Source organism: Pseudomonas sp. CH235, from assembly GCF_004368175.1.
In the GTDB taxonomy this organism is placed as follows: Bacteria; Pseudomonadota; Gammaproteobacteria; order Pseudomonadales; family Pseudomonadaceae; genus Aquipseudomonas; species Aquipseudomonas paraglycinae.
Genome location: NZ_RRZJ01000012.1, coordinates 73,135 through 94,923, shown reverse-complemented (window position 1 = coordinate 94,923; position 21,789 = coordinate 73,135). Strand labels below are relative to the sequence as shown.

Below are 21,789 nucleotides of genomic sequence, written 5' to 3'. Positions count from 1 at the left end.
TCACCGCAGGTGACGATGGCAGCCGACGATCAACTGCTTGAGCCCATCCATGTTCTGAATGGTGACGTCGCGGCCGGTGATTTCCACCAGCCCCATGTCGCGCAGGTGGGCGATGCCGCGACAGATGGTTTCGAGGCGCAGGCCCAGGTAAGAGCCGATCTCCTCCCGACGCATCTTCAACACAAAGCAGCGCGACGAATAACCACGAGAGTTCAAGCGTTGCGACATGTTCAACAGGAACGCTGCCAAGCGTTCATCCGAGCTCATGTTGCCCAGCATCATCAGCATGTCGTGATCGCGAACGATCTCCCGGCTGAGGATCTTGTTCAGGTTGTGCTGCAGTGATGGCAGCTCCCTGGCCAGTTTTTCCAGATGACCGAAATGGATGGGGCAGACTTCGCTGTCTTCCAGCGCGACTGCATCGCAGGTGTGCAGATCCGAACTGATGGCGTCCAGACCGAGCATTTCACCGGCAATCTGGAACCCGGTGACTTGCTCGCGACCGTCGATCGACAGCACGCTGGTCTTGAACGAGCCCAGCCGCACGGCATAAAGCGAGCGCAAGGGGTCGCCGGCACGGTAGAGCGCCACACCTTTTTTGACCTTCGATCTCTGCACGATCAGCGTGTCCAGACGCTCGATTTCCCCACCGGTCAAGCCGAGCGGCAGACAGAGCTCCAGCACGCTGCAACTGGAGCATGCGGTTTTGAGATGCTGGTCGTGGTACGCGCGAGTTTCTGCCACCAGGAAACCCTCCCCGTCACCTGTTGAGCATAGTTCTCAAGGCGCCTTGGACACGCAAAAAGTGTCGTGAGCCCAGCTGAAACGACGAACGGAGCCGTTGCTGTCGAATATCCAGGCGTATTGGAAATGAGTCATGCATCACTGCTGTGACGCAACGCCGACTCAATTGATAAAAATCAGTACTGCGCACGAACGCCGCCAGATACTTGAACGACAGCATTGCCTGTTGTGACCACGCTGGGGGACGTCATGCATCAAGCCTTTGTGCGTGCTTCGACGCCCGGGTTCCGGCACAGGAAATGAAGTTTGCAATCTTCCAGATACACGTTTCGGGGAGAGGCACGTGATGCTCAAACTCAAACGCATTCTATTGATAGCCCCGGGTGAAATGATCCTGACCCCGGCCTTTGAACGCGCCTATGCGCTGGGTGGTGCGAGCGGAGCGCTGTTGCACATCGTCGCGTTCGATTATGTCCCGGTGCTGGCAGCGGCCGGGCTGTTTGCACCGGAAGCAATGGCCCAGGCGCGGGAAGGGTATCTGCAAGTGCATCGGCACTGGCTGGAGCAGCAGGCCCGCTTCAAACGATGCATTGGCTTGAACGTTACTACTGAAGTGGTCTGGGCCAGATCGAACCTGGCGCACGTGCTTGAGTACGTGAATGACTTTCATCCGGACCTGGTCATCAAGGATACCCATTACGTCCCGGCACTCGACCGCGCCTTTCATCGCCCGCTGGACTGGCACTTGCTGCGCGAATGTCCGGCACACCTGCACCTGGTGACCCACGCCGGGCATGCCAGGCCAATGAAAATTCTTGCGGCGGTCGATCTGTCGCATCTGGAAGAACTGACGCAAGGGTTGAACGACCGGATACTCGACCTCGCTTCCACACTGGCGGCCGGCTGCGACGCGACGCTGCACCTGCTCAATGTCGGTTGCTGGGCGGTTATGGGTGATGGGGCCGCAAGTGTGCCGACAGGCAGCCTGCATGGCAGTCTGAAAGGTGCAATCGAGGACGCCCAGCAAGAAGCTTTCGAAGCACTCGCTGAACGCTACGGCATCCAGAGTTCATGCAGACACTTGCTGACCGGCATCCCGCAAAAGGTCATCGGCCTGTTTGCCCGGCAGCACGCTTTTGACATGGTGGTGCTGGGCACGCTGTATCCCGACGGCAAACACCGGTTCATCGGCAGTATCGTCGAGAGCGTGTTGAACCAGGCTCCCTGCAGTCTGATGATCGTCAAACCGCCGCAGCCCTCCGAGTGAAAGTCAGCGCTGTCAGGCCTGCAGTTGATAAAAATCAACGGCTCCCGAGCCAGAAGGAGCGCTCAATAGTGCTCCTCTGAGCGTTCAAGGAAACGGCCATGCGAATCACATTTCTGGGTGCTGCGGGCACGGTGACGGGCAGCAAGTATTTGCTGGAACATCATGATCAACATGTACTGATCGATTGCGGCCTGTTCCAAGGCTACAAGCAACTGCGATTGCACAACCGCGACCCGTTCCCGCTCCCTCTCGGCGGTCTTGACGCGATTGTACTGACCCATGCCCATCTTGATCACAGCGGCTATCTGCCGGTACTGGTACGCAATGGTTATCGCGGCCCGGTCTACGCCACGCCAGCGACCTGTGAACTGGTAAAGATCCTGTTGCTGGACAGTGGCCGATTGCAGGAAGAAGAGGCTGAGTTCGCCAATCGGCATGGCTTCTCGAAGCATAACCCGGCGCAGCCGCTTTACACCGAGCAAGATGCGGCACAAGCATTGAAACTGTTACGGCCGGTGGAGTTGCGTCACAAGGTTCAAATCATCCCCGGCATGACCATCGAGCTACGCTGCGCCGGGCATATCCTGGGCGCAGCGACGGTCACGGTGGTTGCCGACGGACGGTCCCTGGTGTTTTCAGGGGATCTTGGCCGACCGGATGATCCCTTGATGCTCGCCCCGGAAATCGTCGAGCAAGCGGACTTTCTGCTGGTGGAGTCAACGTACGGCGACCGCAAGCATCCAGCCGAATCGCCGCATCAACAGTTGGCCGAGGTCATCAACCGTACTGCGTTGCGCCGAGGCATCACGCTGGTGCCATCGTTCGCAGTCGGACGTGCCCAATTGCTGATGTATCACCTGTATCAATTGAAACGCACAAAAGCGATTCCCGATCTTCCTGTCTACCTGAACAGTCCCATGGCTACTGACGTCACGGGCCTGTATCAGCGATTTCGCAGCGAGCACAAATTGTCTGCGCAGGCCTGCGACGGGATGTGCCATGTCGCGCAGTTTGTCCGGACTGTTCAGGACTCGAGAGAGCTTGATCAACTGCGCACCCCGGCGGTGATCATCGCTGCCAGCGGCATGGCGACGGGAGGGCGGGTCGTCCATCATCTCAAGGCGCTGGCTCCCAACCCGCTCAACACATTGTTGATGCCGGGCTTTCAGGCCGGTGGCACCCGTGGGGCGCAGATTGTCGCGGGCGCTCCCAGCGTACGCATCCATGGCAGGGACGTACCCATCAACGCTGAGGTGGTACCCATGCAAACCCTGTCGGCGCATGCCGACGCCGACGAAATCATGCAGTGGTTGCGTGGATTCAAGCGGCCGCCGAAACACACCTTCGTGGTGCACGGCGAGCCAAACGCATCCGACACGCTGCGCCGCCGCATCAGCCTGGAACTGGGATGGTCGGTGTCGGTGCCGGAGTATCGTGACAGCGTGGATTTAGGCGAAACCGATGCCCCAGAGCATTCGCGACTCTGATGAAAAAGCCCCCGCCGTTATCGGGCGGAGGCTGTCAGGCGGTCAGTCGGCCTTGATCGGCACGACCTTGTCCGCCTTCATGGCTTCGGGCTTTTTCGGCAGGGAAATGTTCAGCACACCTTTGCTGAAGCTGGCTTCGATCTTCTCGGCATCAACGCCCTTGGGCAGATTGAATACTCGCTCGAAGGAGCCGTAGTGACGCTCGCTGAGGTGATAGCCCTTCCTTTTTTCCTCCTTGTCCTCTTTCTTCTCCCCCTTGATGATCAGGTTGCCGTTGGACAGCTTGAGCTCGATGTTCTTTTGATCCATGCCGGGCAACTCGGCCGTGATCTCGAAACTCTTGTCCTTTTCGGTGATGTCCACGGCAGGCAGGCCGTGGCTGCTCAGTTCGCGCCGCCAGAAGGGTTCGACATCGAACAGTCCACGGCTGAACGGCGACAGCGCCGAACCGCGATTGAAATCTTCGAACAGGCGATCAACCTGTTGCCGGAGTTTTTCCAGAGGGCGCCACGGGTCTGATGGCAGGGGCAGCTGGCTCGATTTGTCCTCGGGATGGATCGGCATTTTTTTCACGGAATTGCTCATTTTGACGACTCCTCTCAGATGAAGGGCAGGCTGCAAATGTCCTGTACGCGAGTCCACCCTGGAAAAAAAATACGGCGCGGGCACTGGCCTCAAAGCGTCAGTGCCCCGGTCCACAGCATCCAGCCGGCGAAGGCCGCCGCCGTCCAGATGATGATCAGCAGTCCCGTTTCGGGGCCGTTGAGCGGTTGTCCCTGGCGCGATTTCATGCTGGCCAGGTAAATCAATGAGCCTGGGGCATAGAGCAAAGCGCTGAGCAGCATGTATTTCGGCCCGGCGGCGTACAGCAGCCACACGCAGTACAGGGTGGCGATCAGGGCAATGGCCACGTCGCGTATTTGCAGGCCCAGATGTCCCTCGTAGGTCTGCCCTTGCCAGGCCAGCTTCAGCGCATAAAGGCCGCTGAACAAGTACGGCAGCAGAATCATCGAGGTGGCCAGGGAAATCAGCGCCAGGTAGCTGGCGCTTGAATACAAAGTCAGCAACAGAAACAGTTGAATGCAGCCATTGGTGATCCACAGGGCGTGATTCGGCACGCCACGGCTGTTTTCCTCGGCCAGTGCGCCCGGCATGACGTTTTCCCTGGCTGGCGTGAATACCGATTCCGCCGCCAGCAGTGTCCAGGCGAGCAGGGCTCCGCCCACCGAGATGATCAAGCCGATGCTGATCAGAACGGCTCCCCAAGGTCCTGTCGCAGCTTCAAGCACACCGGCCATGGATGGATTTTTCAGGGCTGCCAGATCCGGTTGCCTGAGAATGCCCAGCGACAACAGAGACACAGCAATCAGCAGCAACAGGGTGATGACAAAACCAATAACCGTGGCGCGTCCGACATTGGCCCTTTCTGCCGCCCGGGCGGAAAACACGTTGGCGCCTTCGATGCCGATGAATACCCAGACCGTCACCAGCATTGTGCTTTTGACCTGGTCAAGGGTGCTGCCCAGCGCCGGCGAACCCCAGAAGTCGACGCTGAAGGTTTGACGTTGAAATGCCGCGATCACCAGGCCGATAAACAACAGCAACGGCACGATTTTGGCCACGGTAGTCAGCGCGTTGGCGCGTGCTGCCGTGCGCATCCCGCTGAGGATCATCCAGTGCAGCGACCACAACACCACAGACGCCCCGACAATCGCCGCCGTGTTGTTGCCTTCGCCGAACAGTGGAAAGAAGTAACTTAACGCGGCAAACAGAATCACCAGGTAGCTGACGTTGCCGATCCATGCGCTGATCCAGTAGCCCCAGGCCGAATTGAACCCGAGGTATTCGCCGCCCAATGCCCGGGCGTAGGCAAATACGCCGTTATCCAGCGCCGGTTGACGGTTGGACAGTGTCTGGTAAACCAATGCCAGCGAGAGCATGCCGACACCGGTGATCAACCAGCCAATCAGAATCGCCCCGGCGCCCGCACTGGCCGCCATGTTCTGCGGCAGGCTGAAAATGCCGCTGCCGATCATCGAGCCGACCACCAGCGCAATCAGCAGGCTCAGGGACAGCCGTTTGCTCTCGACTTTTTGCAAACGGCCCGTCATCGGTTGACCGGTGGGAGGAACAGTTGAATGCGTGCCTTGCAGGTGCGTAGCCATGGGAGCCTCCGGGAAACGAGGTGGTATGCACTCACCGAATGCGTTGGCGTGAATGCTGACTCTAATTTCTGCGGGAACACTCAGACGCCGTTTGATCTAGATCAGAAAGAACAAACACCGTGTTTTTGCCTGGGCGCCGCCACGATGTGAGCGCTGACACAGGGATTACCCTGACCGTTTGCGGCGTGGATTGTTGATCATTATCAAGTGTCGGACACGTAGCCCGGCGCAGTCTGGTTCAGCGCCCACCCCGGTACATGACTGCAATGTTCAGCCTGACGCTGAGGCGCAATAGCATCGGCGACAGCCTATTCATGGCGAGCTCACGACACTGCTTCGAAGGACGTAACGGTGACTGCATGACGGATTGCTTTCGGCGATTGGAGGTGATGATGAACATTGAAATCAGTGGACCGAGCGACGATCAATGGATCGTGCGAATGGATGCATTCGTGGTCAGGTTTGACAGCAAGGTCGCTGCGCAATCTTTTGTCGATCAGCTCAAGGCACGGATCGATGCGCCTCATGTGTGGCCAACGATTGTCGATACAGCGCCGGTTGCACGACCCAGGGTCACGCGCGCCGGTGACCCCGTCGCGCTATGAACGACGCACTGGGTCTGGCGGGGGCCGCCGCAGCGCTGGGTATCGGCATGCTGGTCGGTCTGGAGCGCGAGCGGCATAAAGGGCGCGGCGACAGCCGTGCCTGTGCCGGGTTGCGCACGTTCGCGATCACGGCGCTGCTGGGTTACGTCGCGATGCAAGTGGGCGGCGCACTGCTGTTGGGTATTGTGGGCGGCTGTCTGGCGCTGCTGATCAGCGTGGCTTACTGGCGCAGCCTGAGCACTGATCCGGGGCTGACCAGCGAAGTGGCCTTGCTCACGGTGCTGGTACTGGGCGCGCTATGCGGCACAGCGCCGGAACTGGCAATCGCCATTGGCGTGGTCATGGCGGGGCTGCTGGCTTACCGGCAGAAACTCCATCACTTCGCCCGCAGCCAGTTGAGCGAAGCGGAGATGCGCGATGGGTTGGTGCTGCTGATCGCAGCATTGGTGGTGTTGCCGCTGACGCCAGACCGGTTCATCGGTCCCTACTCGGCACTCAACCTGCGCACCCTTTGTACATTGACCGTGTTGCTGATGGCCGTCGGCGCCATCGGGCATATCGCCGTGCGCACGCTGGGTGTGCGCTACGGCTACGCGGTCAGTGCCATCGCGTCCGGTTTCGCCTCCAGCACCATGACGATTGCGGCGATGGGGCATATCGCCCGCAAAGACCCGGAGCACCTCAAGGTACTGAGTGCGGCGGCCCTGCTGTCGAACCTGGCCACGGCGGCGCAGGTCGCGCTGATCGTCGGCGCGGTCGACACCGCGCTGTTGCCGCACCTGTGGGGGCCGTTGCTGGCCGGATTTGGCGTAACGCTGCTGTTCAGCCTGGGCCTGCTGTTCCCCAGGCCTGCGGTCGCTGCGAACCAACCGATCAAGGTCGGCGGGGCGTTCAATCTCAAGCTCGCGCTGGCGGTCACGTTGACCATGGCCGGCGTGACGTTTTTGTCTTCGTTGATGCTCGATCACTTTGGCGAGGCGGGCGTGATGCTGACTGCCGTGCTAAGCGGATTCGCCGATGCCCATTCTTCCACGGCTTCAATCGCCACCCTCGCCAAGGGTGGCCTGTTGGCTTACAGCGCCATTGCGCCACCCGTGTTGCTGGCGGTCAGCAGTAACGCGTTGAGCAAGTGCCTGGTGGCCTGGATCAGTGGCGGACGACGCTTCGCCGCGTATGTCATACCCGGTCAGATTCTGCTGACCGCCGCGATGTGGGCCGGTCTGCTGGTGGATCGAGAGACGATTTGACTGGACACTGACAAAAATCAAAGTGGTGGTCGGTAAAAGGGGCAGCCTGAGACTCATTCCCTGCCATCGCTCAATGCCGAGGTGCACCATGTCACAGGAACCCCGCCTGCTGCTGATCGCTCCGCCCGCCATGAACCACACGCCGGCATTCGATCGTGCCTTGGCATTGGCGCAGGCGCTGCAAAGACCGCTGCATATCGTGGCATTCGATTATTTACAGGCGCTGGCAGTGGCCGGGCTGTTTGCCCCGGAACAGGTGGCCGTGGCCCGTGAAGCCTACCTGGAGAAGCATCGCCACTGGCTTGAAGAACAGGCGACCCGGATGCGTGGACACGGGATCGTTGTCACGAGCGAAGTAGTCTGGGTCCAGGACCCTTACGCGGAGATTCTGCAATTCATCAATGAGATACCGTTGGTGGTGATCATCAAGGATGCTCATGAAGAGTCGGCCTTGAAACGGGTGTTCTTTACTCCGCTGGACTGGCAACTGCTGCGCGATTGCCCGATCCCGGTACACCTCGTGACCAACGCCTTGAACCCTCGCCCCCGTCATGTTCTGGCGATCATCGACGTGCTGCGCAGCGAAGATCAGGATCTGGTGTTCAACGACCAGATTATCGATGCCGCATCGAAGCTGGCCGAGGTGTGCAATGCCCGGCTGCAGTTGTTGCACGTTTACGATTGGACCGCCGCCTATGCGCAAGACTTCGGGGTCGGCGCGTTGCCACTGGCCACCGGTATCTACGAGGCACTGGGCACGGCGCAGCATGAGGCGTTTGCCGCGATGGCCGAGCGTCATGGCGTGTCGAAGGAGTGTCGTCATTTCATCGAAGGTGCGCCGGTGCCGGCCATTTGCCGATTCGTCGAAGAGCAAAACGTCGACATGATCGTGGCGGGTACGGTGCAGCACCTGGGTCTGACCAAACTGCTGGGCACCACCGCCGAACAACTCTTGCACCGGGCACCGTGCAGTGTGTTGGCGATCAAGCCGGGCAGGGGACTCTAGCGTCGGAGCACCGGCGATCGCCCGTACGGACGTTCGCCGGCGGCAGAGGCTACAAGTACAGGCTGTGAATGACCTGGCGGGGATCGTCAGGGTCATTGTGCCGTTCAAACCCCAGCGTCCGGGCCAGGTCACGCATCGGGGCATTGCTGGCAGCATCGACCGAATACATTCGATGCATTCCATTCTTGCGTGCCGCCGAGATCAGGTGCTCCATCAACAGGGTCCCCAGTCCCAGGTGCGTCCATTCATCGGCGACGGTAACGGCGCATTCGCACTCGTGTTCACCCGTGGCGGCATAGCGGCTTACGCCGATCTCGATCAATTGGCCGTTGTCGTGCACCAGCGCGACGTAGGCCAGGCGCAGGCGATTATCGGTGTCCATCAATTGATCCAGCATCGTGCCCGACGGTTCGTTGATCTGCGCCAGAAAGCGCATGTGTCGCGACTCCGGAGACAAGCGTTTGATGAACGCATATTCGCGTTCCCGATCCTTTTCCGAAAGGGGCCGGATCAGCACATGGCGACCGTCCCTGAGTGCTTCGATCCAGTGTTGCCCGGCGATCGAGGCATAGGCATTGGCGGCTCGTTCGTTGTGGTCTTTGACGGTGAGCATGAGGAGACCCTCCTTGCGGTTTTAAAGACGGGTGCGGGACACAGCGCCCTGCAGTCGCTTTCTTTCTACGCCGCTCAATGGGCAGGAATCTGATCTGGGTCAGAGACCGGCGATGTTGAATGGTCCGAAGTTGATGTAAATCAACTGCGCGCCAGTCGCGCAGGCTCAGTCTCAAAGCCTGCGGTTGTCTTGCGGAGGTGTGTGATGGGGCAATATCAACGTTTGCTGCTGGTCGCCGACCAGACCCTGCATCAGACGCCCGCCATGCTGCGCGCGGTGGCGCTGGCCAAGGCGAGCGGGGCGGCGCTGGACGTTCGGGTCTTCGCTGAACCGGCACCCGTGGTTCGCCTGTGGGAGGACAAAATCGATGAGGTCGGCTATCAGCGCTATCTGCGCCACCACCGTCGCTGGGTAGCCGATCAGCTTGAGCTACTCTCGGAACAGGGACTGAAGGTGACGGTGAACGTGGTGTTCACCACCCACGCGCTGCTGGATATCCTGCGGGCTGTCGCAGACCTCAAACCTGATTTGCTGATCAAGGATGTGATGCTCGAACCCCTCCTGAAGCGGGTTTTCATAACGCCGCTGGATTGCCATTTGCTGCGCGAATGTCCGGTGCCCGTGCATCTGGTCAACGAGGTCCGTTACAGCCTGCCGCATCGGATCGTGGCGGCCGTGGATCCGTTCGATCCCGAGACCCAGATCAGCGGTCTGAATGACACCATCATTCAGACTGCCAACGCGCTGGCCACGCAATGTGACGCGCCCATGCACCTGCTCTACGCCTATGACCTGTCACCGGCCTTCAATGGCGACGCGCCGCTGGTCGGTGCCGGATGGGGAGTGGATTTTGTCGAGGAGCTGCGGCAGTCCCTGCACCAGGCTTTCATCAACCTCGCCGATCGCTACGGGATCCCGCCCGAGCGACGCCATTTTGTGATGGGGTTGCCAGTGCCAGTCATCAGCGAGTTTGTCGAGCAATACCTGGCGGATGTGGTCGTGATGGGCACGGTGCACCGCGCAGGTATTGACCGGTTGATGGGTAGCAATACCGAGCGGGCGCTGTATTCGGTACCCGGCAGCATCCTGGCGGTAGGGCCGGTCGTTCGAACCGAAGTGCAAGGTCCTGGATCTGACGAGAGGTCTCTATGAGCCAGTATCAACGGTTGTTGCTGATCATCAATCCGCTCCTGCGCGAGTCCGCTGCGATCAACCATGCCGCGGCGCTGGCCAAGGCCAGTGGCGCGCGCTTGCACATATTGGCGCTGATTCCCTCGCTCGACGGTTTGTCGCTGCTGGAAACAGGCAACCGGTCACAGGCACGCGAAGCATTTCTTGAGGAACACCGGCAGACGCTGGAAGCCCGGGCGGTCAATCTGCGCGGCAGGCGGATCGAGGTGACCACCGAAGTGGACTGGGCCGCTGATGTGGAGCAGCGCATCCTTGATCACGTCAAAGCGTATGGGCCCGATCTGCTGATCAAGGAAATCGAACAGGTGTCGACCCTCAGGCGCGCGTTTTACACGCCGCTGGACTGGCAATTGCTGCGCGATTGTCCAGTCCCTGTGTATCTGGTGGGCGGAAGCGGCTATGTATTGCCTCGTAAAGTGCTGGCGGCGGTCGAGGTGTCGGATATCGAGTCCGCCGACAACTCGTTGAACGAGCAGATCATCCGGCAGGCCAGTGCCTTGGCCATTCAGTGCGACGCCGAGTTGCACTTGCTCTATGCCTGCGATATTTCCGCCGCGTACCTGGCGGACATGGGAGGATCGCCCTTGGCCGAGCTGACTCGGTCACTGCGCGAGGACCTGCAAAAATCGTTTCTTCGACTGGCCGGGCAGTTCGGTGTGGCCTCCAGTCAGCGGCACTTCGTTGAAGGCCGGCCAGTTAGCGTACTGAGCGAGTTCGCCGACGAACAGCATGTCGATGTCATCGTGATGGGAAGAGTTCGCAACCGGGGCTTGAGCAAATGGTTGGGCAGTACCACCGAGCACATTCTTTACCAGGTACCTTGCTGCGTTCTGGCGATTTGACGAGCGTTGCCGAGCTCTCGGCAGGCGAGATGCTTTCCGTTGGTCAATCAGCGTATTGACATATCGAACAATCTCGATATTCTCGCCGCATGGACCTGATCGAAGTATTCAAAGCACTCTCAAACCCGGTACGGCTTGAAATCCTGAAAGGCTTGAAAGACCCCGTAAAGAACTTCCCTCCGCAGGACGAGGGCGACGTTCACACGGTGGGCGTGTGTGTGAGCAGTATTCAAGAGGGCATCGGACTCTCGCAGTCAACGGTGTCCGGTTATCTTGCAACGCTGCAGCGTGTGGGCCTGGTTGAAGTCAGGCGCATCGGTCAGTGGACCTACTACAAGCGCAATGAAGCCAACATCAGCGCCTTGGCCGAGGTCATAGGGAAAGAGCTGTAAAAAAATTTACCGCATGATATCGAGATATCTCGATATCCCTTATTATCGATACGAGGATTCAACATGAAAGCGATGCTGCTTGAATCATTTGGCAACCCGGAATCGTTCACACTTTGCGACGTACCCAAGCCCGTGCCGAAAGCGGGGCAAGTGCTGGTCCGGGTACACGCCACCTCGATCAATCCATTGGATTATCAAGTCCGACGCGGCGACTATCAGGATCTGGTGCAACTGCCGGCCATCACCGGACATGACGTCTCCGGCGTAGTCGAAGCGGTCGGCCCCGGCGTGACGGCTTTCGCGCCGGGCGATGAAGTCTGGTACACGCCGCAAATCTTCGACGGCCCCGGCAGCTATGCCGAGTACCACGTCGCATCCGCCAGCATCATCGGCAAAAAGCCTTCCTCGCTGAGCCACCTCGAAGCGGCCAGCTTGAGCCTGGTGGGCGGGACGGCGTGGGAAGCGCTGATCGTGCGGGCGGCGCTCAGAGTGGGGGAGAGCATCTTGATCCACGGTGGCGCAGGCGGCGTCGGACACGTCGCCATCCAGCTCGCCAAAGCGATGGGCGCCAAAGTGTTCACCACCGCGAGCGAAGCAAACGCCGAGTTCGTCCGCCGTATGGGCGCCGATGTGATCATCGACTACGAAAAGGGCGACTACGTCGACGCCATCCTGCGAGAAACCAATGGCCTCGGAGTGGACGTGGTATTCGACACCATCGGCGGCGACACCCTGTCGCGCAGCCCCGACGCCCTCGCACAACTTGGCCGCGTGGTCTCGATCGTCGACATCGCCCGGCCACAAAACCTCGTCCAAGCCTGGGGCAAGAACGCGAGCTATCACTTCGTGTTCACCCGCCAGAACCGCGGCAAGCTCGATGAATTGAGTGCCCTGGTGGAGCGCGGTCAACTGCGACCACATGTTGGCGCGGTGTATTCGCTTGCGGAGATTGCGCTGGCCCATGCTCGGTTGGAAAGTCCCAACAACGGTCTTCAAGGGAAAATCGCGATTGCGGTTGAGCCGTCGCTTCGGGCGGGTTCTGCGGGGGATGCGTCATGATTTATGAGATCGCTTTGTTGCCCGTTTATAAAGAACGTGTTGATGAGTTCAGAGGTGCATTTGCCGAGGTTGCGGCTTTGCTCCGCCGCGCGAATGGGTATGGCGGGCACATGCTTGCGCAGGGGATTGAAACGCCGGAGCGGTTCAATTTGATCGTGCGGTGGGAGTCTCTTGAGGCTCATACGGAGTTTGAGGCGGGGGAGGATCACAGGGTCTTTATGTTGGGGCTGGAGGGGTATTTTTCGGAGGCGCCGCAGGTTTATCACATTGAGGGGGCGGCTTTTACTGCGGGTGGAGATGATGGGGCTCTTTGGCCCGGAAACTGAAACTTGCGTTTGTGATGAGGGCGCCGGACTGGGTGACAGTCCGGCTTTTGTCCGGAATTAAACGCTCTGCGCTTTGGTTGTTTAAATCAGTCCTGCTGTCACACCCGGATGCCCACAGCGCCTTGCGCCGTCCCCTACACCTAAGACAGAATCCGCCGGCTTGTGCGTCTGGCCCCCCGACCGTAACTTGATTCCCGTCACTGCCCATCAGTGATCGGGTCTGCAAGCCCGCCGGAAAACCAGTCGCACAGCCTGCCAAAAGGACGCTCGTTCGCGCCCGCGCAATGGCGGCTTTGTGCGGGAGACCCTCGGGTCTGCCGGGTGCCTGGTTTCCCGGTCTTGCAGACCCGCACATGGCTGCCACCCATCATCTGCAAGTGATGCTGGTAGCTCCTAATCAAAATCAGGAGTTTCACCATGATCAAACCGACACCGAACCCCCCGGAAACCGATCCGGTTTCACCCTACAGATTCCCCGACTCCCGAACCCTGAACGAAGCCGCCGAACGCGCGCTCGATCATTACCTCACTCCGCAGCAACGGATTATGGGGAGTCACCACAAGCACGACCCGATGTACTTGGCGAATCCGGCGTACGACACCGAATCACTGCTCGCCAACGCCAGTGAATCCCTCGGTTCGGCCAGCGAGATGCTCAACAACTTTGCGGCCACGCTGGAGCCCTCTCACCGTAAGACTGCGATAGGGATTGCGCAGATTGTGATGCTCGGGGAATTGGCGGTGAATCAGGCGTTGGATAACGTCGAACTGAAAACTTAAGGCTGTATTTCAGTAAAAAGGGAGCAGATTCACTACCTGAATCTGCTCCCTTTTTTGTTCGTTAAGCTCAACCGTTGGCGTTTGCTCTCTTTTCCGCCGTCACGATGCAAGCCTTGTAGAAATTGGAATGGAAATCGCTGATCGCTTTCTGTTGCAAACTCTCGCTTGAGTATTGAGGAATCTCGTACGCCTCGCGAATCAACGACTTGAACACCTCACCCACATACTCGTTCTGCTTACCTGCCGCTTCGGCCAGTTCCATCACCGAAGCCATGGGCACGCCTTGCTGCCTGGTTTTCATGACCTGTTTGGCCGAGTTTTCTATTCGTTGGCACTCTTCTAGCTCTTCCTGCGGCACAGGAGAGGCAAGGGCGGAAAAACTGATGGCGAAGGTTACTGCTGCTGCCAGACATTGTTTGTGCACGAGGTGTCGTCCCTGGTTTTGAGGCTGAACCATATCATTCGTGGCTCGGCGCCACCATTGCAGGCAGGGAGAAAGAGCGCCAGGTGCTGGCACGCGGCCACGCCTTGCGCCCCCCGATTTCCGCTGTCACCCTTCGGCCCGTTCTTCAAGGATCAGAAGAAGGAATCAAGGATTGAGTGGCTACATTCCCAACCCGCCTAAAAACTATCGCAACAAAGGAACCGACCCCGTCGATATTCATGCCCAGCGTTGGGCTGAGTATGAGAAACACGGGAAGGAACCGGCATCGGCACGTGAAAAAATCGGCATAGCCCTGCGGATCGGAGTGTTCTTCGATGGGACGGGGAATAATGCCAATAATGCTGCGGCCGGGCTTCTGTGTGGTGCTCATCATCCGATTGCGGCTCAAGATATTGATGCCAGTTGTAAGCCGTTCATGAAAGATCCGGACAGCAGCTACGGTAACGACACCAGCAATGTGCAGAAACTGAGTGACTTGTATTACGCACCTCAGAAAGCCGAAGGAGACGGCTCGCAGAAGCAAGCCTTTCGCATGGTGTATGTCGAGGGCATCGGTACTCGCTCAGGCATGGAGGACAGCACGCTTGGGGCCGGCACTGGTCGAGGTGAGACGGGGGTTGCAGGTCGTGTTCAGCTTTCGTTTTCAGAGATCAAACTGCGTATTGAAGGGGTACTGGCTAGCCATCCTGAGAGCGAAATTACTTCTCTGACATTCGATACGTTCGGTTTCAGCCGTGGAGCTGCTGCCGCTCGGCATTTTGCCAATGAAATTGCACGCGGAAAGCAGGGCCCTCTTGGGGATGTGATGCGCAGTAGTGCGAGAGGATTCAGTTCTACTTTCAATGATCAATACAAAAGCAGCATCAACATGGGCTTCATTGGTCTGTTCGACACCGTACCCTCGATTGCCGGATGGTCAAATCTGGGCAATATCAAAAGCCCTGTTGCCACTGGCATCAGGTTGTACCTGGATCGTCGCTATTTCTCTGATGTCGTCCAGCTGACTGCCCGCGATGAATGCCGGGCGAATTTCGCTTTGAGTCGCGTCAAGCCCGATCATTTGGAAATCGTTTTACCGGGAGTTCATTCCGACCTTGGTGGTGGTTACCTCGAAGAAGCACAAGAGAATGTACTCGTCAGCCCCATGCAAAGCTTGGACGTGTCGCAGAATACTGATGTTGTGACAACCTCGATTTATCGTGATGCAGAGATAGTGAAGGATCAGTTGCTTGCCAAAGGTTGGCCTGCGGAAATGCTGGAGATTGTCACGCCAGCTGCGTTGCCCTTGCCTAATGCGTTACAAGATCGGCTCAGTCCGCGCCTAAAACGGGTGTACGCCGCCGTCCAACTAAAACGTCCGGTGAGTGGCATGCTCTCCCGGGTGTACCTGCGCTTGATGCACCAGTTGGCGAAAGAGAAGGGCGTTCGCTTTAAAGACATTCCGGATACACCGGAATTGGCTGTTCCTTCAGAGCTTCAAGCGTTGTGTGATCGGTTCTTGGCGGGTGACTACAGCGTTACTCCGCAAGAAGAAAAGCTGTTGAAACTGAAGTACATTCACACGTCCGCAAACTGGAACCACCCCCTTGGCCGCAGAGATGGCAGCGGAATGAGCGCGGTCTATATCAATGCTCCTACCGCAGACTCAATTCGCGTACAACATCCTCACGTACCTGACTGGACGCTCTGGTAATGAAATTACTCGTCATTCTGTTTTGCGCGTTGTTCATGGCTGGCTGCCAGTCTGCTGACCCGCTATCAGGCAAAAACGACCCCAAATCCGAATGGTGGGAATTGGCATTCATCGAACCTGATTACATGCAGGTTTGGGTGGAGGACAGTTCTGTGCAGGACGTTACCGGCAAGGTCTACTTCAAGGCCAATGGTGGCTCCGCAGCCGGTGGCGAGCCAGAGGACGGCACCGAGTCGGCTCGCGGCTGGTCAATAGTGGACGGCAGCGGGAAACGAGTAGTGGGTGCCGATCTTCCCGTTCGGATATATGTTCGATGGCAGTCAATCGTTGAAAAGAAAACCTGGCAAGCCTGGGTGGATATTCCAGAACATGCCAGGCAATTGATGTTGGAATCCACCAGCAAACGTTGCCCGCAAACACCTGAACGAGAGGCGCGGTTTATGGCGTCGGTTTACTTGGGGCTGGCGCCCGGCGGGGTGGTGCAGGCTTGGGTTAAAAACTCGTGTCATAAGGCGATCAAGGTCGCTCGGGCGAAAGCAGAGATTGAGCCGTTAGGGCCTAGTCAGGGTAAGAACCAAGGACGTTACGCCTATCCGGTCAGTGAAAAATCCAAGCGTTATATCGACAAATTCGGCATTCCGTATGGCAGTTGGTAATTCTTGGGAAACGGAGGCGAGTCGGAAAAGATAGGGCGGCTCTTTTGATAAATAGATGCGTCCCATTTTTAAATCTGCCCGCATTCCTCCCTGACTTATTGAACAAGCTGCCGTATCCCCAGAGACAAAATCAAACCACCGCATAATTGATCAATAGCTTTTTTCCTCCTTCGATACGCTGACGCGATGTCAGGTTGCGAAAGAGCGATTGCGACCATTCCATACCAAGTCATTGAAACCACCACTACGACTGCCAGCATCGACAAAAACGTGCTTGTTGACACGTGGGCGGGGGCTGCCGCTGAGAAAATAGCGGCGTAGAAGGCCATGGATTTTGGGTTGCCGATGTTCGTGATGACTCCCTGAATGAACGACTGCCGAAAGTTTCCGACGGCAGCATCATTATTGGGGGCAAGCGCGGTCTTTCCGGCATTTAGCAACAGTCGGAGTCCAAACCACATCAGATAGGCGGCCCCCAGAACTTTTACGATCAGCGCCGCCCAAGGAAACGCAGCAAATACAACGCCGATACCTGCTATTGCACAGGTGGCCCAGAGTAAGTTGACCAATACAATGCCTGCCACCAAGGCCAAGGCTTCTGGCCGCGACGCAGCTACCGCTTTGTGGACTACCGCAACGAAATTGGGTCCTGGAATAACGACACCGGCCAGGTAAACCAAAAAAACTGTCAAAACAGCGGGACCATCGATCATGTGCGTTCCTTTGCGAGCTCAGTAGTTGGAGAGGTTATCATTCGGTTCAAGATCCAACGTACCTGCTACTTTCGGTTGTCATCCGATGAGCAGACCATTTTTGACGCTTATTAAGTGATGATGTCAACGGCAGTACTCCCCAACCGCTCCCCATTAACTACCACATGCACCGTATGTACCCCCGCATAGTGCTTGCGCGTAGTGAAATCCTTAATCACCTGTCGCCGCGCCACAACCTCACTCCCAAACCCCGCCAACTCCAACGTCTTCAACTTGAAAACCTTGGCCGAAGTCCCGCCATTCGCCTTCACATAGTCAATCGCATAATCAATCACCAACCGCTGTTCAACTGGCACCAACGATCGCACGGTAAACGACAGAGTGATCGTATCCCCAAGCCGCACAACCGCCGGCTCCACCTTCACATCCAGCAATTCAACCTCAGCCTTCGCCCCAGCGCCTATAACTGTGAGCGCCCGAGAATTCCCCTGTTTGATCAAACTTCGTAGCGCATGTTTGGCAATCCACGCCGTGTGTTTGTTCTCCAGCGACCACCCCTCAACTGTATCCAGCACCCACTCCGGATGCTCTTTGGTCACGTCATTCAAATGATTCGCCACGGACTTGCGCACGTACAAACTTTCATCGGCTTTCAATCGGTCAAGAATCCCGGCGGCCAAGTGTGGATCAGCCTGCACCGGTTCCAGCCGAAACGACCACGGCAGGCGAGGGCGGCTGCCTTCGCTGGCGAGTCTTCGGACGTGGTGGTTTTCGTCTTGGGTCCAGTCGTGCATCAGTTCCAGCGAGCGTTCAAGGTCGCTGCGAAGGAAGTGGCGGATGGCGAATTCAGAGGAGCCGAAGGTGGTGAAGTATTTCAGGGCCTCCATGGAAGTGTCGAACGCGTGCGCGCCGTAGCACGCGACGTAGTGCGGCAGGCACATGCTGACGAAGCCGCTGTTCAGTCGCGGGGCAAGTTCGCGCAGGACAGCGAGGGAATCTGCGTAATCCAGCGGTAGCACGTGGTGCAGGCTTTCGCTGACGCGGGCCATGCGTTGCATGACGGAGAGGTCGGCGAGGCCGTCGTTGGCGTGCTTGAGAAACGCCTTGGCCTTGAACGCCGGGTACACGGCGCTCATTTCTGTGGCGATGTGTTGCAGGCGTTCGGCGTTGAAGATTTCTTTGAGGGCCGGGGCGGCGGTTTCGGTGGCGCTCATGGTCAGGTCATCGGGGTGTCGATGAACGCCTGGGTGCTTTCGGCGTACGCGGTGTATTGGGCGATGCGCGGGAAACGTTGAGCGTCGATCTGGTCGGGGACGACGAGGCCGGTGAAGCTCCAGGCGACGGCGAGAGTGATGCCGTCCTGCTGGAGAGGGCCGTCGGTGGGCAGTGGGTGTTTTTCGAGTTCATGTTCAAGGGCGGTGAAGGCGGCGGCGAGTTGGCCTTCGACGCGTTTGACCCACGGCTGGTATTGAATGTCGGCCGGGCGCAGGTTGCGTTCGTAGTAGAGCTGCACGGCTTTTTCGCAGGCGGCGAGGCCGAGACCGATCAGGCGCAGGGCTTTGACCCGTTGCGGCAGGTCGGCTGGCAGCAGGGTTTTGCCGGACAGGGCTTCGAGGTAGTCGAGGATCAGGGGCGAGTCGATCAGCACTTCGCCGTCATCTAAGACCAAAGTCGGCGCTTTGACCACCGGATTGATCTGCTGGAAGCGCTCGAAGTGACGGAACACCGAGACTGGATCGTGCTCCAGTTCGATCCCCAAGCATTTGGCGGAGATCGCCACGCGGCGCACGTAAGGGGAGTCCAGCATGCCGATCAGTTTCATGACGCGTTCCTTCAAGTCGAACCGGGGAGGGCATAACGTAGCTGAGGTTGGGGGGATTTGTCAGTCTTTGGAAAGGGCTGCTGTCGCCGTCAACGACCGTAACGAATTGCGACAAAGCGCCGCTCGTCCGACGTTTGTCTTCTATATACAGCCGCTCGACTGAATTTCTTGCTATAAACGCACTCCGATGAGCGCTGTGAAGCCTGTGTCAGAGCAGTTTCCGGGCCTTGTCGGACAAATTCCCGGTATTTACAGTTGCTGAGGCCTCAAACGGGCCTTAGACTGCCGCCCCTTCGTAAATTGAGTGCCGGGTGGCGTTTGCAATAAACGATGCCTTTCCGATGACCGCAGGCGGTTCGCCGGAACGCTCCCTAATTCGCCTTAATGCACGTTTTTTATAGAGATATCAATGACAAAGGACAAGTTGCTGGCCATGCCGGCAGATGACTACATGAATGCCGAGCAACACGCTTTCTTTCAAGAGCTGTTGCAGAACATGAAAGTCGAAACCCATGAGCGCATTGAGCAGAACCGTATTGCCATCGAAAGCCTGGACACCCCGGCTGACCCGGCGGACGCCGCATCGGTGGAAGAAGAGCGCACCTGGCTGGTAAACGCGATCGATCGCGACCAGCGCATGCTGCCGCAACTCGAGCAGGCCCTTGAGCGTATCAAGGAAGACAGCTTCGGCTGGTGCGACGACAGCGGCGAGCCGATCGGCCTGAAACGCCTGCTGATCAGCCCGACCACCAAGTACTGCATCGAAGCTCAAGAGCGTCACGAGCAGATCGACAAGCACCAGCGTCAGGCCTGATTCCTGAGGCGACCCCTTCAATGCGGGTCGTCGCGAAAAGATCGCAGCCTTTTGCAGCTCCTAAGGGAACTGCAAAAGGCTGCGATCTTTGCTTTTTCTCGTCTGCCGGAAAGTCCCCGCACCATTCCATTGACCTGCCACAGACCCACGACTAACGGACCATGGATAATGGCGTTGTAGTGGCGTTTAATGCAGTCACAACAATGAGAACAAGCGTGGGGTAACAAAATGACGAGAGATGGATCTCTGGTTGCGGCTCTGCCTGCACCAGTTGTTTTGCCGAAGAGTCGCTGGCTGACGCCGACCCTGCAAAGCATCGCCCTGATGCTGTTGCTGGCCGGAATGAGCCTGGGCGAATGGCCGTTGTACGTCGGCATGCCGCTGGCGGTGCTGATCGTCTGGCTGCCGCGCCTGCGTTCCCGGGCGGTTCCCGATGCGCAACCGGTCGACAGCAGTAACGCGATGTCCGAGCTGACTCGCGACCTTTCCTACACCACCAGTCATAACGCGCTATCAGCTGCTGGCGTGGCGTTTTCCGTCAAGGAGCTGGCCGGCAAGCTGCAATCGCAACTCGACGCCGCCGCGCAGATCGTCAACAACGCCGAAGTCATGATCGCCACTGAGCAGGCCACTTCGCAGCTCAGCCGTGAAGCCTTGGGCGCTGCCAGCGAAGCCCATCACAGCAGCGCAGCAGGGCGCACCGAGCTGGTGGATTCCATTTCGCGCATGCATCAGCTCAGCCAGCGTGCCAATGCCAGCCGCGAACTGATCGAAGCCTTGAGCCAGCGCAGTGATGACATCCAGCGCGTGACACTGGTGATTCAGTCGATTGCCAGTCAGACCAATCTCCTGGCATTGAACGCCGCCATCGAAGCGGCCCGGGCCGGCGAGCACGGTCGCGGTTTTGCGGTGGTAGCGGATGAGGTGCGCGGTCTGGCGGCCCGTACTGCAACGGCCACTGGCGAAGTGGGCGAGATGGTCGCCGACATCCAGCAACGCACGGCGCAGGTGGTGGAGCAGATCCGCCAGCTCTCCGACGATTTGCACACCGGCGTCGAGCAGGTCGAACACACCGGCCAGCACCTGGAAAACATCGCGCGACTGGCTGCCGGCGTAGAAACCCAAGTCGGCGAAATCGCCCGAGGCGCGGAAACCAATCGTGAACAGCTCGACAGCCTGTTCACCGCCATCGAGCAGATGCGCAGCGATCTGGCGATCAGCGACCAACAGACCCGGCACCTGGCCGAGGCCGCCGTGCAAATGGAAGGGCAGGCGGAAACCATCAGCGAACGTCTGGCCGAAGTCGGGCTGGATGACTATCACCAACGCATCTACGACCTCGCCCGCGAAGGGGCCAGCCAGATTGCCGCGCGGTTCGAGGCCGATGTCGAGCAGGGACGCATTAGTCTTGAAGACCTGTTCGACCGCCAATATCAACCGATTCCCGACACCCAGCCCGCCAAGTTCCAGACTCGTTTCGATCGCTACACCGATCAGGTGCTGCCGGCCATTCAGGAACCGTTGCTGCCGCGCCACGAAGGCCTGGTGTTCGCCATCGCCTGTACGCAGCAGGGTTACGTGCCGACCCACAATCAGGCATTCAGCCAGCCGCTGACCGGGGATGCACAGGTCGATACCGTGAACAACCGCACCAAACGCAAATTCGCCGACCGCACCGGCATCCGCTGCGGCAGCCATCAGCAACCGGTGTTGTTGCAGACCTACACCCGCGATACCGGCGAGCTGATGCACGACCTGTCGGTGCCGATCATGGTCAAGGGCCGTCACTGGGGCGGGTTGCGTCTGGGCTACAAACCGGAAAAGCCGCGCTGAGCCATTGTTGCCGGAACTGCAATTAAGCTGTGCAGCGGCGTTGCTGTTTCCTCTTGATCCAAATCATTAACATGCCCACATAGTTAGGT

The 21,789-nt window shown here is 58.5% G+C and carries 23 protein-coding genes; 15 read left to right on the top strand and 8 right to left on the bottom strand.

The window, feature by feature from the left end:
* A complete protein-coding gene (gene fnr / locus EIY71_RS15045; protein WP_102717580.1) occupies window positions 1–744 on the bottom strand; it encodes a fumarate/nitrate reduction transcriptional regulator Fnr in 744 nt (247 codons plus the stop codon).
* A 346-nt stretch (window positions 745–1,090) separates the two neighbouring features.
* Here fnr and EIY71_RS15040 point away from each other — a divergent pair, with 346 nt between their 5' ends.
* Together EIY71_RS15040 and EIY71_RS15035 are read left to right on the top strand one after the other, a co-directional pair.
* Window positions 1,091–2,011: a universal stress protein gene (locus EIY71_RS15040; protein WP_134022156.1), complete on the top strand. Its 921-nt coding sequence runs from the start codon at window positions 1,091–1,093 to the stop codon at window positions 2,009–2,011.
* Between the two features lie 98 nt (window positions 2,012–2,109).
* On the top strand, window positions 2,110–3,498 hold the full coding sequence (locus EIY71_RS15035) for an MBL fold metallo-hydrolase RNA specificity domain-containing protein (protein WP_134022154.1): 1,389 nt from the start codon (window positions 2,110–2,112) through the stop codon (window positions 3,496–3,498).
* Between the two features lie 42 nt (window positions 3,499–3,540).
* On the opposite strand, the gene EIY71_RS15030 is transcribed toward EIY71_RS15035, so the two are convergent.
* Together EIY71_RS15030 and arcD are read right to left on the bottom strand one after the other, a co-directional pair.
* Window positions 3,541–4,083 (bottom strand): Hsp20/alpha crystallin family protein, encoded by a 543-nt coding sequence (locus tag EIY71_RS15030; RefSeq protein WP_085746149.1) that lies wholly within the window; start codon window positions 4,081–4,083, stop codon window positions 3,541–3,543.
* Between the two features lie 89 nt (window positions 4,084–4,172).
* Window positions 4,173–5,663 (bottom strand): arginine-ornithine antiporter, encoded by a 1,491-nt coding sequence (gene arcD, locus EIY71_RS15025; RefSeq protein ID WP_134022152.1) that lies wholly within the window; start codon window positions 5,661–5,663, stop codon window positions 4,173–4,175.
* 392 nt (window positions 5,664–6,055) lie between these two features.
* On the opposite strand from arcD, the gene EIY71_RS15020 reads away from it, so the two are divergent.
* From EIY71_RS15020 to EIY71_RS15010, 3 genes are all read left to right on the top strand, one after another.
* A complete protein-coding gene (locus EIY71_RS15020) occupies window positions 6,056–6,268 on the top strand; it encodes a hypothetical protein (RefSeq protein ID WP_085746271.1) in 213 nt (70 codons plus the stop codon).
* Window positions 6,265–7,515, top strand: coding sequence for a DUF4010 domain-containing protein (locus EIY71_RS15015; protein WP_102687059.1), 1,251 nt, complete (start codon window positions 6,265–6,267; stop codon window positions 7,513–7,515). The genes EIY71_RS15020 and EIY71_RS15015 overlap by 4 nt, the downstream gene beginning before the upstream one ends.
* A gap of 88 nt (window positions 7,516–7,603) precedes the next feature.
* Window positions 7,604–8,521 carry a universal stress protein gene (locus EIY71_RS15010; RefSeq protein ID WP_102687060.1) on the top strand — a complete coding sequence of 306 codons (918 nt, stop codon included), beginning with the start codon at window positions 7,604–7,606 and terminating at the stop codon, window positions 8,519–8,521.
* A 49-nt stretch (window positions 8,522–8,570) separates the two neighbouring features.
* On the opposite strand, the gene EIY71_RS15005 is transcribed toward EIY71_RS15010, so the two are convergent.
* Complete coding sequence (locus EIY71_RS15005; protein ID WP_085746153.1) at window positions 8,571–9,134, bottom strand: GNAT family N-acetyltransferase; 564 nt, start codon at window positions 9,132–9,134, stop codon at window positions 8,571–8,573.
* A 204-nt stretch (window positions 9,135–9,338) separates the two neighbouring features.
* Here EIY71_RS15005 and EIY71_RS15000 point away from each other — a divergent pair, with 204 nt between their 5' ends.
* The 6 genes from EIY71_RS15000 to EIY71_RS14975 all read left to right on the top strand — a co-directional run bounded on the left by EIY71_RS15000 (window position 9,339) and on the right by EIY71_RS14975 (window position 13,724).
* The gene (locus EIY71_RS15000; protein WP_102687061.1) at window positions 9,339–10,286 is read left to right on the top strand and encodes a universal stress protein; all 948 of its coding nucleotides are present in this window, start codon (window positions 9,339–9,341) and stop codon (window positions 10,284–10,286) included.
* Window positions 10,283–11,167 (top strand): universal stress protein, encoded by an 885-nt coding sequence (locus tag EIY71_RS14995; protein ID WP_134022150.1) that lies wholly within the window; start codon window positions 10,283–10,285, stop codon window positions 11,165–11,167. The genes EIY71_RS15000 and EIY71_RS14995 overlap by 4 nt, the downstream gene beginning before the upstream one ends.
* 89 nt (window positions 11,168–11,256) lie before the next feature.
* Entirely contained in the window at window positions 11,257–11,559 is a 303-nt protein-coding gene (locus EIY71_RS14990) for a helix-turn-helix transcriptional regulator (RefSeq protein WP_007950555.1), read from the top strand.
* Between the two features lie 63 nt (window positions 11,560–11,622).
* Entirely contained in the window at window positions 11,623–12,618 is a 996-nt protein-coding gene (locus EIY71_RS14985) for a zinc-dependent alcohol dehydrogenase family protein (protein WP_134022148.1), read from the top strand.
* Window positions 12,615–12,944, top strand: coding sequence for an antibiotic biosynthesis monooxygenase (locus tag EIY71_RS14980; protein ID WP_129973195.1), 330 nt, complete (start codon window positions 12,615–12,617; stop codon window positions 12,942–12,944). The genes EIY71_RS14985 and EIY71_RS14980 overlap by 4 nt, the downstream gene beginning before the upstream one ends.
* Window positions 12,945–13,361: 417 nt before the next feature.
* Complete coding sequence (locus EIY71_RS14975) at window positions 13,362–13,724, top strand: DUF6124 family protein (protein ID WP_129973196.1); 363 nt, start codon at window positions 13,362–13,364, stop codon at window positions 13,722–13,724.
* Between the two features lie 67 nt (window positions 13,725–13,791).
* On the opposite strand, the gene EIY71_RS14970 is transcribed toward EIY71_RS14975, so the two are convergent.
* Complete coding sequence (locus EIY71_RS14970; protein ID WP_102687103.1) at window positions 13,792–14,148, bottom strand: hypothetical protein; 357 nt, start codon at window positions 14,146–14,148, stop codon at window positions 13,792–13,794.
* A gap of 172 nt (window positions 14,149–14,320) precedes the next feature.
* On the opposite strand from EIY71_RS14970, the gene EIY71_RS14965 reads away from it, so the two are divergent.
* Entirely contained in the window at window positions 14,321–15,862 is a 1,542-nt protein-coding gene (locus tag EIY71_RS14965; RefSeq protein WP_102687065.1) for a phospholipase effector Tle1 domain-containing protein, read from the top strand.
* Complete coding sequence (locus EIY71_RS14960) at window positions 15,862–16,518, top strand: DUF2931 family protein (protein ID WP_134022146.1); 657 nt, start codon at window positions 15,862–15,864, stop codon at window positions 16,516–16,518. The genes EIY71_RS14965 and EIY71_RS14960 overlap by 1 nt, the downstream gene beginning before the upstream one ends.
* Before the next feature lie 95 nt (window positions 16,519–16,613).
* Here the strand turns inward: EIY71_RS14960 and EIY71_RS14955 are convergent, their stop codons facing one another.
* The 3 genes from EIY71_RS14955 to EIY71_RS14945 form a co-directional block, all read right to left on the bottom strand.
* The gene (locus EIY71_RS14955; RefSeq protein ID WP_085746164.1) at window positions 16,614–17,231 is read right to left on the bottom strand and encodes a LysE family translocator; all 618 of its coding nucleotides are present in this window, start codon (window positions 17,229–17,231) and stop codon (window positions 16,614–16,616) included.
* Between the two features lie 110 nt (window positions 17,232–17,341).
* Complete coding sequence (locus EIY71_RS14950) at window positions 17,342–18,445, bottom strand: DNA alkylation repair protein (protein ID WP_134022144.1); 1,104 nt, start codon at window positions 18,443–18,445, stop codon at window positions 17,342–17,344.
* 2 nt (window positions 18,446–18,447) lie between these two features.
* The gene (locus EIY71_RS14945) at window positions 18,448–19,053 is read right to left on the bottom strand and encodes a glutathione S-transferase (RefSeq protein WP_134022142.1); all 606 of its coding nucleotides are present in this window, start codon (window positions 19,051–19,053) and stop codon (window positions 18,448–18,450) included.
* Between the two features lie 409 nt (window positions 19,054–19,462).
* Here EIY71_RS14945 and EIY71_RS14940 point away from each other — a divergent pair, with 409 nt between their 5' ends.
* Entirely contained in the window at window positions 19,463–19,867 is a 405-nt protein-coding gene (locus tag EIY71_RS14940) for a TraR/DksA C4-type zinc finger protein (RefSeq protein ID WP_039767046.1), read from the top strand.
* Window positions 19,868–20,095: 228 nt separating this feature from the next.
* Window positions 20,096–21,700: a methyl-accepting chemotaxis protein gene (locus EIY71_RS14935; protein ID WP_134022140.1), complete on the top strand. Its 1,605-nt coding sequence runs from the start codon at window positions 20,096–20,098 to the stop codon at window positions 21,698–21,700.
* Window positions 21,701–21,789: the final 89 nt, after the last annotated feature.

What these genes read in the sequence shown, in the direction of transcription:
- EIY71_RS14975 (WP_129973196.1), top strand. Translation starts at nt 13,362, where the DNA reads ATGATCAAACCGACACCGAACCCCCCGGAAACCGATCCGGTTTCACCC.
- EIY71_RS14985 (WP_134022148.1), top strand. Translation starts at nt 11,623, where the DNA reads ATGAAAGCGATGCTGCTTGAATCATTTGGCAACCCGGAATCGTTCACA.
- EIY71_RS15005 (WP_085746153.1), bottom strand. Translation starts at nt 9,134, where the DNA reads ATGCTCACCGTCAAAGACCACAACGAACGAGCCGCCAATGCCTATGCC.
- EIY71_RS14995 (WP_134022150.1), top strand. Translation starts at nt 10,283, where the DNA reads ATGAGCCAGTATCAACGGTTGTTGCTGATCATCAATCCGCTCCTGCGC.
- arcD (WP_134022152.1), bottom strand. Translation starts at nt 5,663, where the DNA reads ATGGCTACGCACCTGCAAGGCACGCATTCAACTGTTCCTCCCACCGGT.
- EIY71_RS14940 (WP_039767046.1), top strand. Translation starts at nt 19,463, where the DNA reads ATGACAAAGGACAAGTTGCTGGCCATGCCGGCAGATGACTACATGAAT.
- EIY71_RS15035 (WP_134022154.1), top strand. Translation starts at nt 2,110, where the DNA reads ATGCGAATCACATTTCTGGGTGCTGCGGGCACGGTGACGGGCAGCAAG.
- EIY71_RS15040 (WP_134022156.1), top strand. Translation starts at nt 1,091, where the DNA reads ATGCTCAAACTCAAACGCATTCTATTGATAGCCCCGGGTGAAATGATC.
- EIY71_RS14960 (WP_134022146.1), top strand. Translation starts at nt 15,862, where the DNA reads ATGAAATTACTCGTCATTCTGTTTTGCGCGTTGTTCATGGCTGGCTGC.
- EIY71_RS14950 (WP_134022144.1), bottom strand. Translation starts at nt 18,445, where the DNA reads ATGAGCGCCACCGAAACCGCCGCCCCGGCCCTCAAAGAAATCTTCAAC.
- EIY71_RS15000 (WP_102687061.1), top strand. Translation starts at nt 9,339, where the DNA reads ATGGGGCAATATCAACGTTTGCTGCTGGTCGCCGACCAGACCCTGCAT.
- EIY71_RS15015 (WP_102687059.1), top strand. Translation starts at nt 6,265, where the DNA reads ATGAACGACGCACTGGGTCTGGCGGGGGCCGCCGCAGCGCTGGGTATC.
- EIY71_RS15030 (WP_085746149.1), bottom strand. Translation starts at nt 4,083, where the DNA reads ATGAGCAATTCCGTGAAAAAAATGCCGATCCATCCCGAGGACAAATCG.
- EIY71_RS14945 (WP_134022142.1), bottom strand. Translation starts at nt 19,053, where the DNA reads ATGAAACTGATCGGCATGCTGGACTCCCCTTACGTGCGCCGCGTGGCG.
- EIY71_RS14955 (WP_085746164.1), bottom strand. Translation starts at nt 17,231, where the DNA reads ATGATCGATGGTCCCGCTGTTTTGACAGTTTTTTTGGTTTACCTGGCC.
- EIY71_RS14935 (WP_134022140.1), top strand. Translation starts at nt 20,096, where the DNA reads ATGACGAGAGATGGATCTCTGGTTGCGGCTCTGCCTGCACCAGTTGTT.
- EIY71_RS15020 (WP_085746271.1), top strand. Translation starts at nt 6,056, where the DNA reads ATGAACATTGAAATCAGTGGACCGAGCGACGATCAATGGATCGTGCGA.
- EIY71_RS15010 (WP_102687060.1), top strand. Translation starts at nt 7,604, where the DNA reads ATGTCACAGGAACCCCGCCTGCTGCTGATCGCTCCGCCCGCCATGAAC.
- EIY71_RS14990 (WP_007950555.1), top strand. Translation starts at nt 11,257, where the DNA reads ATGGACCTGATCGAAGTATTCAAAGCACTCTCAAACCCGGTACGGCTT.
- EIY71_RS14980 (WP_129973195.1), top strand. Translation starts at nt 12,615, where the DNA reads ATGATTTATGAGATCGCTTTGTTGCCCGTTTATAAAGAACGTGTTGAT.